This is a genomic window from Microbispora bryophytorum (assembly GCF_006874465.1).
GTDB lineage: Bacteria > Actinomycetota > Actinomycetes > Streptosporangiales > Streptosporangiaceae > Microbispora > Microbispora bryophytorum.
The window spans coordinates 413,366-426,535 of sequence record NZ_VIRL01000003.1; the positions used below are offsets into that span (position 1 = coordinate 413,366).

Annotated in this window: 12 protein-coding genes; 7 read left to right on the forward strand and 5 right to left on the reverse strand. The window is 72.3% G+C overall.

The features are described 5' to 3' along the window. Positions 1-70 precede the first annotated feature (70 nt). On the forward strand, positions 71-1,060 hold the full coding sequence (locus tag FLX07_RS09355; RefSeq protein WP_142569580.1) for an MDR family NADP-dependent oxidoreductase: 990 nt from the start codon (positions 71-73) through the stop codon (positions 1,058-1,060). Continuing rightward, positions 1,057-2,148, forward strand: a complete 1,092-nt coding sequence (locus tag FLX07_RS09360; RefSeq protein WP_142569582.1) for a winged helix DNA-binding domain-containing protein — start codon at positions 1,057-1,059, stop codon at positions 2,146-2,148. Before FLX07_RS09355 ends, FLX07_RS09360 begins: the two co-directional genes overlap by 4 nt. 6 nt (positions 2,149-2,154) lie before the next feature. Here the strand turns inward: FLX07_RS09360 and FLX07_RS09365 are convergent, their stop codons facing one another. Together FLX07_RS09365 and FLX07_RS09370 are read right to left on the reverse strand one after the other, a co-directional pair. After that, complete coding sequence (locus tag FLX07_RS09365) at positions 2,155-2,820, reverse strand: cyclase family protein (protein ID WP_208762126.1); 666 nt, start codon at positions 2,818-2,820, stop codon at positions 2,155-2,157. Next, positions 2,817-3,326: a winged helix-turn-helix transcriptional regulator gene (locus FLX07_RS09370; protein ID WP_142569584.1), complete on the reverse strand. Its 510-nt coding sequence runs from the start codon at positions 3,324-3,326 to the stop codon at positions 2,817-2,819. The genes FLX07_RS09365 and FLX07_RS09370 overlap by 4 nt, the downstream gene beginning before the upstream one ends. A gap of 98 nt (positions 3,327-3,424) precedes the next feature. On the opposite strand from FLX07_RS09370, the gene FLX07_RS09375 reads away from it, so the two are divergent. From FLX07_RS09375 to FLX07_RS09385, 3 genes are read left to right on the forward strand one after another with little or no spacing between them, the layout of a single operon-like run. Continuing rightward, positions 3,425-4,069 carry a dihydrofolate reductase family protein gene (locus FLX07_RS09375; RefSeq protein ID WP_142569586.1) on the forward strand — a complete coding sequence of 215 codons (645 nt, stop codon included), beginning with the start codon at positions 3,425-3,427 and terminating at the stop codon, positions 4,067-4,069. Positions 4,070-4,090: 21 nt separating this feature from the next. Further along, on the forward strand, positions 4,091-4,882 hold the full coding sequence (locus FLX07_RS09380; protein ID WP_142569588.1) for an alpha/beta fold hydrolase: 792 nt from the start codon (positions 4,091-4,093) through the stop codon (positions 4,880-4,882). Positions 4,883-4,942: 60 nt separating this feature from the next. Then, positions 4,943-8,134 (forward strand): ATP-binding protein, encoded by a 3,192-nt coding sequence (locus tag FLX07_RS09385; RefSeq protein ID WP_142569589.1) that lies wholly within the window; start codon positions 4,943-4,945, stop codon positions 8,132-8,134. Between the two features lies 1 nt (position 8,135). On the opposite strand, the gene FLX07_RS09390 is transcribed toward FLX07_RS09385, so the two are convergent. From FLX07_RS09390 to FLX07_RS09400, 3 genes are all read right to left on the reverse strand, one after another. After that, the gene (locus tag FLX07_RS09390) at positions 8,136-9,032 is read right to left on the reverse strand and encodes an ABC transporter permease (RefSeq protein ID WP_142569591.1); all 897 of its coding nucleotides are present in this window, start codon (positions 9,030-9,032) and stop codon (positions 8,136-8,138) included. Then, a complete protein-coding gene (locus tag FLX07_RS09395) occupies positions 9,029-10,051 on the reverse strand; it encodes an ATP-binding cassette domain-containing protein (protein WP_142569593.1) in 1,023 nt (340 codons plus the stop codon). The genes FLX07_RS09390 and FLX07_RS09395 overlap by 4 nt, the downstream gene beginning before the upstream one ends. A 96-nt stretch (positions 10,052-10,147) precedes the next feature. After that, positions 10,148-11,512 (reverse strand): glycoside hydrolase family 10 protein, encoded by a 1,365-nt coding sequence (locus FLX07_RS09400; protein ID WP_167748178.1) that lies wholly within the window; start codon positions 11,510-11,512, stop codon positions 10,148-10,150. A gap of 202 nt (positions 11,513-11,714) precedes the next feature. Between FLX07_RS09400 and FLX07_RS09405 the strand changes: the two genes are divergently transcribed. Both FLX07_RS09405 and FLX07_RS09410 read left to right on the forward strand, forming a co-directional pair. Continuing rightward, positions 11,715-12,446, forward strand: a complete 732-nt coding sequence (locus FLX07_RS09405; protein WP_142569595.1) for an ABC transporter ATP-binding protein — start codon at positions 11,715-11,717, stop codon at positions 12,444-12,446. After that, positions 12,446-13,165 (forward strand): ABC transporter permease, encoded by a 720-nt coding sequence (locus FLX07_RS09410; RefSeq protein ID WP_208762127.1) that lies wholly within the window; start codon positions 12,446-12,448, stop codon positions 13,163-13,165. Before FLX07_RS09405 ends, FLX07_RS09410 begins: the two co-directional genes overlap by 1 nt. Positions 13,166-13,170 lie beyond the last annotated feature (5 nt).

Sequence of the window (13,170 nt, forward strand, 5' to 3'; positions counted from 1 at the left end):
ATTTCCGGTCAGAAAGTGGCCGGAAGCCTCCCTAATGTGGATCTCGAAGCCCTGAGCAGGAGGAACAGGAATGATCACTCGTGAGATCCGGCTGGCCGCATCCGTCACCGGCGAGCCGGGCCCCGGCCACTTCACCGTCGCCGAGACCGATGTGGACGGCGAGGTGACCGTCAGGACCGACTACGTGGGCCTGGCCGCGACCTACCTGGAGCTGATGCGGGCCGACTGCCGGATCCCGGTGCCCGCCTGGCAGCCCGGTGACCGCGTGGGAGCCGCCGTCGTGGGCACCGTCGTCCGGTCCGGCAGCCCGGATCTCGCCGTCGGCGATCTGGTGCAGTCGATGACCGGCTGGAGCGAATACTCCGCGGGCCCGGCCGCGCAGTACGTCAAGCTCGACCGGGGGCTCTTCCCCGACCCCTCCTATCACCTGGGCCAGGGCGTGACGGCCTACCACGGGATGGCCGACGTCGCCGCCGTAGGGGAGGGGGATGTGGTGTTCGTCTCGGGCGCGGCCGGCGGGGTCGGCTCGCTGGCCGGGCAGATCGCCAAGTGCCGGGGCGCGGCCAGGGTGATCGGCAGCGCGGGCAGCCCGGCGAAGGCCGCCTATCTGGTCGACGAGCTCGGCTACGACGCCGCCTTCGACTACCACGACGGTCCGGTGGCCGACCGGCTGCGGGAGCTCGCGCCCGAGGGCATCACGGTCTTCTTCGACGTCGTGGGCGGAGAGCAGTACGACGCGGCGGTCCGGGCGGCACGTCCCGGCGCCCGCTTCGCGCTGTGCGGCTCCCTGTCCCACCAGCTCGGCGGCGATGCCGACCGCTTCCCTGAGCCGGACCGTGCGGCGGCCGGGGCCAGGGGCATCGAGCTGCTGCCGTTCTCCTGTCACCACACGCCGGAACAGGTCGCGGCCTGGCGCGAGCACTTCACCCGCTGGCTGGCGGAAGGCCGTTTCGTCTTTCCGCAGACGGTCGTCGAAGGCGGCATCGAGCAGGTGCCGGAGGCGTTCCTGTCCCTGCTCAAGGGCTCCTACCGGGGCAACGTCGCGGTGCGGCTGGCGTGAGCGTGCTTTCCCCGCGTGCGCTCAACCGGGCGCTGTTGCACCGGCAGTTCCTGATGGAGCGCACCCGCCGCACCGTGCCGCAGGTGCTCGGACACCTGGTCGCCATGCAGGCCCAGGAGCCGAACTGGCCCTACGTCGGGCTGTGGAGCCGCGTCGACGGCTTCACCCCGGCCCAGCTGAGCGTCCTGCTGGAGGAGCGGACGGTGGTCCGCTCGGCGCTGCTGCGCAGCACCCAGCACCTGGCCGTGGCCGGCGACTTCCGCTGCTTCCGGCCCGTGCTGCAACCGGTTCTCGACCGTACGGCGAGCACGTCGTACTTCAGGCGGGTGAGCGGGGGACTCGACACCGGCGCGCTCACGGCGGCCGGAGCGCGGATCCTGGCGGGCCGGACGCTGCCCCGGCGGGAGCTGGCCCGGCTGCTGGCGCTGCGCTACCCCGGCCGGGAGGGGAAGATCCTGGCCGGGGAGGTGGAGCTGAGAACCCCGCTGGTCCACACCCCCGAGACCGCGACGTGGGGCCGCTGGGGCACCCGGAACGCCGTCTCGGTCACCCGCGCCGAGGACTGCCTCGGCGCGCCCATGACACCGGCCCCGGCCCAGGAACTCGTCCGCCGCTATCTGGCGGCCTACGGCCCGGCCGGTGTCATGGACGTGCAGGCGTGGTCGGGGCTGACGCGGCTGCGCGAGGTGATCCACGCCATGCGCGGCGAGCTGCGCTGCTATCGCGACCCCGAGGGCAGGGAGCTGTACGACCTGCCGTTCGACCGGGAGACCGCGCCGGAGCTACCCGACCCCGGCGCACCGGTTCCCGTGCGGTTCCTGCCCGCCTTCGACAACCTGCTGCTCGGCCACGCCGACCGGGCCCGCGTGATCAGTGACGCCGACCGCAAGCGGGTGATGCCGGGCGCGGCGATGGTGCTGCCGACCTTCCTCGTGGACGGGTTCGTCCACGGCAGCTGGTCGGTCAGGGACGGCACGCTGCGGCTCGTCCCGTTCCGGCCGTTGCGGGCGGCCGAAAGGGACGCGGTGGCGGAGGAGGCCGAGCGCCTGCTGCCGTTCCTGGGGGCCGCGAACGTCGCGTACGGGTGAGGCGGGTCAGGGGACGAGGGCGTACGCCCGGACGGGGAAGGTGCCCATGCCGGACACGGCGACGGGCGCCGCGTGGAGCCGGAACCCGGTGTGCGGCAGCCGTTCCAGCCCGCGCATGTGCTCGATGATCGGAACGCCCGCGGTGAGCAGGGAGGTGTGGGCCGGGCGGAGCCCGTCGGCCATGTCGTCGATGTTGACGCTGTCGATGCCGACGACGGCCGGTTGCCGGTCGGCGAGCAGGGCGGCCGCGTCCGCCGTGAGGAAGGGGTGGTCCGGGTCGCCGTAGGCCGGGCCGCCCCAGTGCCTGTCCCAGCCCGTACGTAGCAGGACCGCGCGCCCTCCGACGTCGTGGCCCTCGAACGCGTCGACGCCGATGCCGCGCCGCGGGGAGCCGGAGACGTCGATCAGCAGACCGGGGACGTCGACCAGCCGGGTCAGGTCGATCTGCGCCAGGTCCTCGCCCTCCGCCAGCCGGTGGAACGGCGTGTCGACGTAGGTGCCGGTGTTCGCCACCATCGTGATGCGGCCGATCTGGAACTCGGTGCCCGGGGCGTACCGTCCCCGGGAGTCCTCGCGCGTCAGGTGATCGCCGATCTCCGGGCCGGGCAGGCCCGGATAGGTGATCATGCCGTGCCGGACGACATGGCTGAGTTCAACGACTTGGGATGTCACGTTTCCATTGTCGACGACGTCGCCAGGACCCGTTCGTACGCCTCCCGGAGCAGCCGGGAGGCGCGCGGGCGATCGGGGTCGGGGCGGGGGATGCCCAGGTGCGTCTCGCGTAGTTCGTCCATCAGGTTGTCCCAGAGGGGCGGGCCCCCCTCCTCCAGCAGTCGCGCCCGGATGGCGAGGGCGGGGGTCGTCGGCCGGTGCCGCAGCCCCCACGAGCCGAGCGCGACCATGACGGGAACCGTCTGGATGCCCGCCTCGGTGAGGCTGTAGGTCCCTCGCCGTCCCCGCCCCGCGTCCTCATGGGTCAGCAGGCCACCGGCGACGAGCGCCTTGAGTCGGCTGCTGAGGATGTTCGACGCGATCCCCTCGTCGGAGTTGGCGAGCAGGTCACGGAAGTGCCGCCGCCCGCCGAAGATCACGTCCCGCAGCACGATGAGGCTCCACTGGTCGCCGAGCGCCTCCACCGCCGCGTTGATCGCACAGCCGGATCGCGGTCCTTCTCGCACGGCCACCTCCAAAGTGATTGCGTTTTGCTACTACTAAGCCTACGCTCATCTTCAGCAGTTGCAATCCGCAATCACTAGTCGAACCCAGGAGATCAGCGATGTCTCGTGTCAGGGTGCACAACTTCTCCGTCTCTCTGGACGGCTTCGCCACGGGCGAGGGGCAGAGCCTGGATGAGCCGTTCGGCCACGCCGGCGAGCGGCTCCACGAGTGGTTCTTCGCGACCCGGACCTTCCACGCCATGCAGGGGAAGGCCGGCGGCGGCGCCGGCGTCGACAGCGCCGTCACCGGCACATGGGACTCGGGCATCGGCGCCGAGATCATGGGCCGCAACAAGTTCGGGCCGCAGCGCGGCCCGTGGGAGGACCACGCGTGGACCGGATGGTGGGGGCCGAACCCGCCGTTCCACACGCCGGTCTTCGTGCTGACCCACCACCCCCGGCCCTCGGTGGAGATGGAGGGCGGCACCACGTTCCACTTCGTCGACGCCACGCCCGAGGAGGCCCTGCGTCAGGCCCGCGAGGCCGCGGGCGGCCTCGACGTGCGGATCGGCGGCGGGCCGAGCACCGTCCGCCAGTTCCTGGCCGCCGGCCTGGTCGACCACATGCACATCGCCGTCGTCCCGATCATCCTGGGCCGTGGCGAACGCCTGTGGGACGGGCTCGAAGGACTCGAGAAGAACTTCCAGATCGAGTCCGTGACCACCCCGAGCGGCGTCACCCACATGACCTTCACACGACGGTAGACCGCTGAAAGGCTGACAGACATGACCGAGAACATCACCTCCAAGGACGGCACGACCCTCGCCGTCGACGTGATCGGCCAGGGCGCGCCGGTGGTCCTCGTCGGCGGCGCGTTCAACGACCGCTCGACCGTGGCCGGGCTCGGCGCCGAACTCGCGTCGGCGTTCACCGTCGTGACCTACGACCGGCGAGGCCGGGTGGGCAGCGACGACAGGAGCGAGGACTACTCCGTCGCCAACGAGGTCGACGACCTGGCGGCCGTCGTCGAGCACGTGGGCGGCCGGGCCTCGGCGTTCGGGCACTCCTCGGGCGCCGTCCTCGTGCTGGAGGGGGTCATGCGCGGGCTGCCGGTCGACCGGGTGGCCGTCTACGAGCCGCCGTACTGCGCCGACGAGAACCAGCCGAGGCCGGCGGCCGACGTCTACGACCGGCTCAAGGCGCTGGTGGCCGCCGGTGACCGCGACGGTGCGGTGGAGCTGTTCCTCCACGAGGGGGTCGGGGTCCCGGCCGAGGCGATCGCCGGGATGAAGGCCGGCGCGGGGTGGGCGTTCCTCGCCGACAAGGCGCCCAGCCTGCCGTACGACGTGCTGGTGAGCGCGCCCTGGCAGCTGATGCCCTTCGACCGGCTCGCCGGGATCGGCGTACCGGTGCTGGCGGTCTACGGCGACCAGACCGCGCCGAACCTCGCGGAGGCGACGAAGGCCGTCGCGGCGACCGTGCCCGGCGCCGAGCTGACGGTGATGCCCGGAGAGGACCACGGGGTGCTGCAGCGGCCGGCGGCGCTGGCGCGGATCCTCACGACGTTCTTCGGCTGAGGTACGCGCTCACGCCGGGGGCGGGAAATTGTCGGAGCGGGCGGATACCTTCGAGTCGGCATGCGAAACGACGACGCGACCACCGGGCTGATCGGCACCGAACTGATCAACACCGGGCTCATCGGCAGGGAGCATCCTGCCGCGGTGCTGCACGCCGAGATCGCACGGGCGGTCGGCAGCCACGGCGGCCTGACGCTGGTCGCCGGTGAGGCGGGCATCGGCAAGACCACGCTCGTCACCAGCGCGGCCGAGGAGGCCAGGCGGCTGGGCGCGCTGGTCCTCAGCGGGTCGTGCTGGGACTCCGACAACGCCCCGGGCTACTGGCCGTGGGTGCAGGTCCTGCGGGGGATACGGCGGTGTGCCGCGCCGGGGGAGTGGGCGGCGGCCGAGGAGGCCGGAGGAGCCGGCCTCGCCGCGCTGCTCGGCGAGTCGCCCGGCGGCGACGCGGCCGAGGGCTTCCGGCTGTACGACGCGGTGACGAGCGCCCTGGTGGCGGTGTCGCAGAGCCGCCCCCTGGTGGTCGTGCTGGAAGACCTGCACTGGGCGGACACCGCGTCGCTCAGGCTGCTGGAGTTCGCGGCACAGCACACCTGGTTCGAGCGGGTGCTGCTGATGGGGACCTACCGCGACGTGGAGGTGGAGTCGGCGGACCATCCGCTGCGGGCCCTCGTGCTTCCGCTCGTGACGCGGGCGACCACGGTCACCCTGACCGGGCTCGAACGCGAGGAGGTCGGCGCGCTGATGACCCGCGCCGCCGGCCGGAATCCGTCCGCCGACCTGGTCGCCGAGGTGCACAGGCGCACCGGCGGCAACCCCTTCTTCGTGGAGCAGACGGCGCGGCTGTGGCGCAGCGGCGGTTCCGTCACGACGATCGCTCCCGGTGTCCGCGACACCCTGTTGCGGCGGCTGTCCCTGCTGCCCGCGCCGGTCGTTGACCTTCTCGTCACCGCCGCGGTGCTCGGGCGTGAGTTCCATCGCCAGGTGCTGGCCGCCGTCGCCGCCGCTCCCGTTGTCCAGGTGGAACGGCTGCTCGACCAGGCGGTGGCCGCCCGGCTCGTGGTGGCCAAGGACGGGGTGGCGGGCGGGGAGGAGTTCGCGTTCGCGCACGATCTGGTTCGCCAGACGCTCTACGAGTCTCTCGACGAGAAGGCGGCGTCCCGCCGGCACGCCGCGGTCGTCCATGCCGTCGACCGGTCGCCCGCCCTCGCCGAGCATGTGCTCTCCGCCGACGTGGCCCGGCACGCCTACCTCGCCGGTGACCACGTCGAGCCGGCCCATGCGGTGGACCGGCTGCTCACCGCGGCCCGGGCCGCCGCCGCTCGCCTGGCCGCCGAGGAGGCGCTCGGGCACTACCGCAGGGCGCTCGAACTGGCCGCCGCCGGCGGCGAGCCGCACCGGCGCGTCGTTATCGCACTCGAACTCGGCCGCGAGCTGTACCACGGGGACGACCGCGACGGCGGCCGGCGCGCGGTCGAGGAGGCGGCCGCCGTCGCGCGGGAGACCGGCGATCCCGAGCTGGTCGCCCGGGTGGCGCTGTCCGTCTACCCGGACTGGGGCGACGGCGGTGGCGGCGACGACGGCCGGCTGGTCGCCGACCTGCTGCGGGAGGCGCACGGCGAGCTGGTCCGGGACGGCCGCCCCGACGAGGAGCTCTCTCTCGACCACCTCGCGCGGGAGCTGGCCATCCATGTGGCGCTGCTCGCCCGGCGCGGTGAGGACGACGAGGCGCTGGCCTTCAGCCTGTGGGCCTTCCACGACGCCATCTGGGGCTTGGGCACCGCACCGGAGAGGGCCGCACTCACCGGAGAGCTGCTGACCCTGGCCCGCCGCACGGGTGACATGGAGATGGAGAGCATCGCCGCCGCGTTGCGCTGGGTGGCCCTGCTTGAGCAGGGCGACCCCGCTTATCTCGGCCAGTTCCGCGAGTTCGTCGCGCTCGGCGGACGTGTCGACGTGCCGCGCATCGACATGGCCACGGCCACCGACCGCAGCATCATCGCCGCGCTCACGGGCGACTTCGGCCAGGCGGAGACCCTGCTCGACGAGCTCACCCGGTTCGAGCACGGGCACGACCACTTCGCGTACATGCTGGACCACCACCGCTGGACGGTGCGGATGCTCCAGGGCCGCGACGACGGCCTGGACGAGGTCCACCATGCGCTGCGCAGGAGCCGGCACCCCTGCCCGAGCCTGCTGGAGGGGATGACCGCGCTGCGAAGGGGAGACGGCGCGACCGCACTGCGCCACCTGCGCGACACCGTGGCGAGAGGCGAACCGCGGCGTTCGATACGGCCCCTGTGGCTGCGGTTCCAGGCCATGGTCGCCGCGTGGTCGCGCGACCCGGAGCTGTGTGAGAAGGCGAGGGCTGAGCTCGACCCCCACCTCGGCAGCTGGGTGGTGTCGATGTACGGCTGGGACATCGGCGGCCCGGTGGTCCTCCTGCGCGCTCTCCTCGACGCGGCGCAGGAACGCTGGGACGAGGCGGTCGACGGGTTCACCGCCGCCTGGCACTCCGCGGACCTGCTCCTCGCCCGCCCGTGGTCCGTCGAGGCGCGGGCGCATCTCGGTGAGGCGCTGCTGCGCCGGGGCCGCCCGGGCGACGCGGAGGAGGCCGGGAAGCTGCTGGACGACGTGGAGGGCGAAGCGGCGCAGCTCGGTATGCGGCACGTTCTGGAGCGCGTCCGCAGGAGCCGTACGCCCGGTCCCGAAGCCGAGTTCCGGCGGGACGGCGCGGTCTGGACCCTGGGGTTCGGCGGTCACACCGTTCACCTGCCCGATGCCAAGGGCCTGCGCGACCTCCACTGCCTGCTGCACCACCCCGGGGCCGACCTGCCCGCCGTACGGCTCCTCGCCCCGGAGGGCGGGGAGCTGGTCGTCGCCGCCCGGGGGATGGGCGGCGACGCGGTCCTCGACGAGGAGGCCAAGGCGCGATACCGGCGCCGTCTGGCTCTGCTCGACGAGGAGATCGACCGGGCGGCAGAGCGGGGCGACGACGGCCGGGCGGCCGAGTTCGACAGGGAGCGGGCGGCCCTGCTGGCCGAGCTGCGCTCCGCCTCCGGGCTCGGCGGGCGTGACCGCCGCCTCGGCGACGAGGCCGAGCGCGCCCGCAAGGCCGTCACCGCCCGGATCCGCGACGTGCTGCGCAAGCTCGACCGGCTTCATCCCGCGATGGCCGCCCATCTGCGCGCCGCCGTCTCCACGGGAGCCACCTGCCGCTACCGGCCGGACCACGAGATCACCTGGCGCCTTTGATCTATTTGCGGTTGTAGAGGCGCATGGTCAGCGCGCCGAAGACCGCGATCGACACCGCCCCGCAGACCAGCACCCAGGTGATCTCCCCGGTGTCCGGGCTGCCCGCCATCAGCGAACGCGCCGCGCTGACCAGGTGGGAGATGGGGTTGACGCCGACGAACGCCTGCAGCCAGCCCGGCATCGTCTGCGGGTCCACGTAGACGTTGCTGAGGAAGGTGAGCGGGAACAGCACCAGCATGCTGACCCCCATCACCGACTTCTCGCTGCGCAGCAGCAACCCGAACATCGTCCAGATCCACGAGAACGCGAACGAGAAGGCCACCAGCAGCGCGATCGCGCCCAGCACGCCGGCGACCCCGCCCTGCGGGCGGAAGCCCAGCACCAGGCCGACCACGAGGATGACCGTCGCGGCCATCGTGTAGCGGAACGCGTCGCCGAGCAGGTAGCCGACCATGGTCGACGGCCGCCAGATCGGCAGCGTACGGAAGCGGTCGAAGACGCCCTTCTCGATGTCCTTGTTGACCTCGACCCCGGTGTACATCGTGATCATGACGACGCTCGTCACCATGATGCCCGGCAGAAGGAACTGCAGGTACTCCGTCGGGGAGCCCGCCAGCGCACCGCCGAACAGGTAGGTGAACATCAACGTCATCATGATCGGGAAGGCGGTGACGTCGAAGAGCTGCTCGGGCACGTGTTTGATCTTCAGCATGGCCCGCCAGCCGAACGTCAGCGAGGCTGAGAGGGCACTGGGGCGCGGTGGGCGCGTGCCGGGGGCCAGCACCGCGCCCAGCGTCTCGGACGCGGGGGCGAAGGACGTGCCGTTCTCGGTGGTCGTGCCGTTCTGGGTGGTCGTGGTGCTTCCGGGGGTGTTGGTGCTTTCGGTGGTGGTGCTCATGCCGCCTCCTCCTGCGCGTTCCGGCCGGTCGCCGGGTGGTCGGTGCGGGCCGGGCCGCGTTCGCCGGGAGGCGCGCCGGTCAGCGCGAGGAAGACCTCGTCGAGGCTGGGCTGGCCGAGGGAGAAGTCGTCGACGACGATGCCCGACGCGGCCAGCGCCGCGAGGGCGCGCGAGGCCCGCTCGGCTCCGGCGTCCGCGTCCTGTCCGGAGATGCGGGTGGTCAGGGCCACGGGATCGGCTTCGAGCTGAACCGGCGTGTTCAGCTCCCTGGCCAGCACGCGCTCCGCCTCCGGCCGCCGCGCGGCGTCCCGCAGCCGCACGTGCACCGACCCCGAGCCGACCGACGACTTGAGCTCGCCCGGCGTGCCCTCGGCGATGACCTTGCCGTGGTCGATGACGGCGATACGCCCGGCGAGCCGGTCGGCCTCGTCCAGATACTGCGTGGTGAGCAGCACGGTCGTGCCGTGGGCGACCACGATCCTGACGATGTCCCAGACCTGGTTGCGGCTGCGCGGGTCGAGGCCGGTCGTGGGCTCGTCCAGGAACAGCAGGTCGGGCGTGTTGAGGATGCTGGCCGCGATGTCCAGCCTCCTGCGCATGCCGCCCGAGTAGGTCTTGACCTGCCGGCCGGCGGCCTCGGTCAGCCCGAACGCCTCAAGCAGCCGCATGGCCCTGTCTCTGGCGGCGGCCCGCCGGTGGCCGAGCAGCCTGCCGAGCAGGACCAGGTTCTCCATCCCGGTCATCTCCTCGTCCACCGAGGCGTACTGGCCCGTCAGGCTCACCCGGCTGCGTACGGCGTCGGGCTCGCGCAGCACGTCGTGGCCGAACACCCTGGCCTCGCCGCCGTCCGGGCGCAGCAGGGTGGCCAGCATCTTGACCGCGGTGGTCTTTCCCGCCCCGTTGGGGCCGAGCACGCCGTAGACCGTGCCCGCGGGCACGGCGAGGTCGAGCCCGTCCACCGCGCGGTTCTTGCCGAATATCTTGACCAGGCCCGATGTCTCTACTGCCAGGTCTCGCATGTCGTCTCCGTTCCGTCCAGCCGTTCGCGGAAGAGGCGCCAGACGCGGGGCAGGGCCCGCTAGATCCGATCTAGCGGGCCCTGCGGGCGCGGTTCGTCAGGCGGCACGGCAGGAGACCGTGGGCCAGGTCCGGTTGCCGTGGTGCTTGATCGTCACCCCCCAGGAGTTGCCGTGCCCGTTGGGCCGGGCGGTCAGGACGTTCCTGGCGGGGTTCCACGTGGCGCTGACGTTCCAGGTCGCGATGATCTTCTCGGGGTACGGCAGGGTCATGGTCACGACCCAGTCGTCCGAACCCGTGACGGTGACGCCCAGGTTGTAGCGGTCGGGCCACTTCGCGCCCGCGGAGAGCGTCGCGGCGCAGCTTCCCGCAGGGGACTGCACCGGGCTGGACGAGGGGCTGGGCGAGGGGCTGGGCGAGGGGCTGGGAACGGCGGCGTTGAGGGTGTCGAGCACCGCGGTGTAGGCGGCCTTCTTGTCGCCGTTGCCGTCGAACAGCAGTGGAGTGTCGCTGCTGCGCCAGGAGTCGGGGTCGCGCACGCCCCACACCGTGATGCCGGCGCAGCGGGGGACGGCAAGGCAGTCGCCGACCACGGCGGCGTACGTCGCGGCAGGGGCGCCCTGGATGTCCAGCTCGGTGATCTGGACGTCGACCCCGAGGGCGGCGAACTTCTGCAGCGTGGTGCGGAAGCCGGCGTCGTAGGGGTTGCCGCTGTTGAAGTGGGACTGGAAGCCGACGCAGTCGATCGGCACGCCGCGCTGCTTGAAGTCCATGACCATGCTGTAGACGCTCTGGGTCTTGGCCCAGGTCCAGTTCTCGATGTTGTAGTCGTTGTAGCAGAGCCTGGCGTCCGGGTCGGCGGCCCGCGCGACGCGGAAGGCGACCTCGATCCAGTCGTCGCCGGTGCGCTGGAAGTTCGAGTTGCGCCGGCCGCCGGTGCCGTCGGCGAAGGCCTCGTCGACCACGTCCCAGGCGTAGATCCTGCCCTTGTAATGGCCCATCACGCCGTTGATGTGATCGACCATCGCCTGGCGCAGCGCGCTGCCGCTGAGGCTCTGCAGCCACTGCGGCTGCCCGGAGTGCCAGACCAGGGTGTGGCCGCGGACCCGCTTGCCGTTCTCCGCGGCCCAGTCGACGATCCGGTCGGCGGCGGTGAAGACGAACTGCCCCTGCCGGGGTTCGGTGGCGTCGAGCTTCATCTCGTTCTCGGGCGTCACCATGTCGAACTCGCGGCCGGCGATCGTGGTGTACGCCGGGTCGCCGAGCTTGCTCGCGTTGATCGCCGTGCCGAAGTAGCGTCCGCTGCGTGCCGCCGCGGCGCCCAGCGTGGTGCCGGGGGCGTCGGCGGTGGCGTTCGCGCTGGGGATCTCGGCCACCGCGAGGCCCATCGACAGCGCCGCGACGGCGGCGAGGACGAGCGTGCGGCGGACGGCGGGGGAGGGCCGCCCCAGGGGTTGTGCCATAACCGTGAGGGGTTTCACAGCGTCCGTCCTTCCTCCTGCGGATCCCGATCCCCGGGCGGGCGCGGGACGGAACCGCGAATGTGGGCGAATGTTTCGGAGTGTCACCGAAATATTGCGTGTCGACAAGACCGTGACATCTGTCGTGGGTGGGTCGTGACAGACGGCGCAGGTCCGCACCGGGATGGTGGCGGAGGCTTGCTGTATGAACATTCATGAGGGCGCCCCCGCCCTGTCCGTGGCGGGGCTGCGCAAGACGTACGGCGAGACCCGTGCGGTCGACGGCATCGACCTGGTGGTGGCCCGGGGGGAGGTGGTGGCCCTGCTCGGCTCCAACGGCGCGGGCAAATCCACCACGATCGACATGGTCGTCGGGCTGGCCCGCCCGGACGCCGGGGAGATCGCCGTTTTCGGCGCGTCCGCCCACGAAGCGGTGCGCCGCGGCATGGTGGGTGTGATGCCGCAGGAGGGCGCGCTGCTCGACGACGTGACCGTCCGGGAGACCGTGGCGCTGATCGCGTCCCTGCACCGGACGCCGCTGCCGGTGGAGGAGGTGCTGAGCCGCGCCGGGGTGGCCGACCTCGCCGACCGGCGGGCCGCGCTGCTGTCCGGCGGCCAGAAGCAGCGGGTCCGGTTCGCCATGGCACTGGTGTCCGGCCCGGACCTGCTGGTGCTCGACGAGCCGACGGCGGCCATGGACGTGGCGGCCCGGCGGGAGTTCTGGCAGTCGATGCACGCCTTCGCCGAGACCGGCCGGACCGTGCTGTTCTCCACCCACTACCTGGAGGAGGCCGAGGCGTATGCGGACCGGGTCGTGCTGATGCACGCGGGGCGGGTCGTGGCCGACGGGCCGGTGTCCGCGGTCATGGCCGAGGTGGGCGCGCTGGGCCTGGAGGACGCCTTCCTGCGCCTGACCGGAGCCTCGGAGGCCGTGTGATGACTGGATACCTCACCTTCGAGATCAGGCGGACCCTGCGGGACGCCAAGTTCCTGCTGTTCGCGGTCGCCCTGCCGGTGGGGCTCTACCTGCTGATGGCCGACCGTTTCATCGACCAGGGGGCTCCCGCGTCGTACGTCATGGGAGGCGTGGCGGCGTTCGGGGCGATGAAGGCGGCGCTCGACGTCGGTGCCCGCACGGCGGTGGAGCGCGGCATCGGCTGGCAGCGCCAGTTGCGGCTGACCCCGCTCAGCGGAAGCGGCTACCTGCTGGCCAAGGCGTCGGTGGCGATGGTCGTGGCGCTGCCGCCGGTGGCCGGGGTGTCGCTGGTCGCCGGGCTCGTCAGCGGGGTGCACCTGTCCGCCGCCGGGTGGGCGGCGGCCGTGCTCGGCGTGTGGGCGGGCACGGTGCCGTTCGCGCTGCTCGGCCTGCTGATCGGCCAGTTCGCCACCGCCCAGAACCTGCAGGCCTACCAGGGGGCGGTGGTGCTGGTGCTCAGCTTCATCGGCGGGCTGTTCATTCCGGTGAGCACGTTCCCGCAGGCGCTCGCGGTGGTGGCCAAGGTCCTGCCGAGCTACTGGCTCGCGCAGGTCGGGCACGCCACCGCGCTCGGCGGCGGGGCTGACAGCTGGCAGGCCGCGCTGGTCCTCGCGCTGTACGCGCTGGTGCTCGGCGCCGCCGTGGTCGTCCGGTATCGCCGGGACACGGCTCGGGCCTAGGGTGA

Coding starts and splice junctions, on each gene's coding strand:
- FLX07_RS09405 (WP_142569595.1), top strand. CDS start 11,715: ATGAACATTCATGAGGGCGCCCCCGCCCTGTCCGTGGCGGGGCTGCGC.
- FLX07_RS09375 (WP_142569586.1), top strand. CDS start 3,425: ATGTCTCGTGTCAGGGTGCACAACTTCTCCGTCTCTCTGGACGGCTTC.
- FLX07_RS09355 (WP_142569580.1), top strand. CDS start 71: ATGATCACTCGTGAGATCCGGCTGGCCGCATCCGTCACCGGCGAGCCG.
- FLX07_RS09400 (WP_167748178.1), bottom strand. CDS start 11,512: ATGGCACAACCCCTGGGGCGGCCCTCCCCCGCCGTCCGCCGCACGCTC.
- FLX07_RS09380 (WP_142569588.1), top strand. CDS start 4,091: ATGACCGAGAACATCACCTCCAAGGACGGCACGACCCTCGCCGTCGAC.
- FLX07_RS09410 (WP_208762127.1), top strand. CDS start 12,446: ATGACTGGATACCTCACCTTCGAGATCAGGCGGACCCTGCGGGACGCC.
- FLX07_RS09390 (WP_142569591.1), bottom strand. CDS start 9,032: ATGAGCACCACCACCGAAAGCACCAACACCCCCGGAAGCACCACGACC.
- FLX07_RS09385 (WP_142569589.1), top strand. CDS start 4,943: ATGCGAAACGACGACGCGACCACCGGGCTGATCGGCACCGAACTGATC.
- FLX07_RS09395 (WP_142569593.1), bottom strand. CDS start 10,051: ATGCGAGACCTGGCAGTAGAGACATCGGGCCTGGTCAAGATATTCGGC.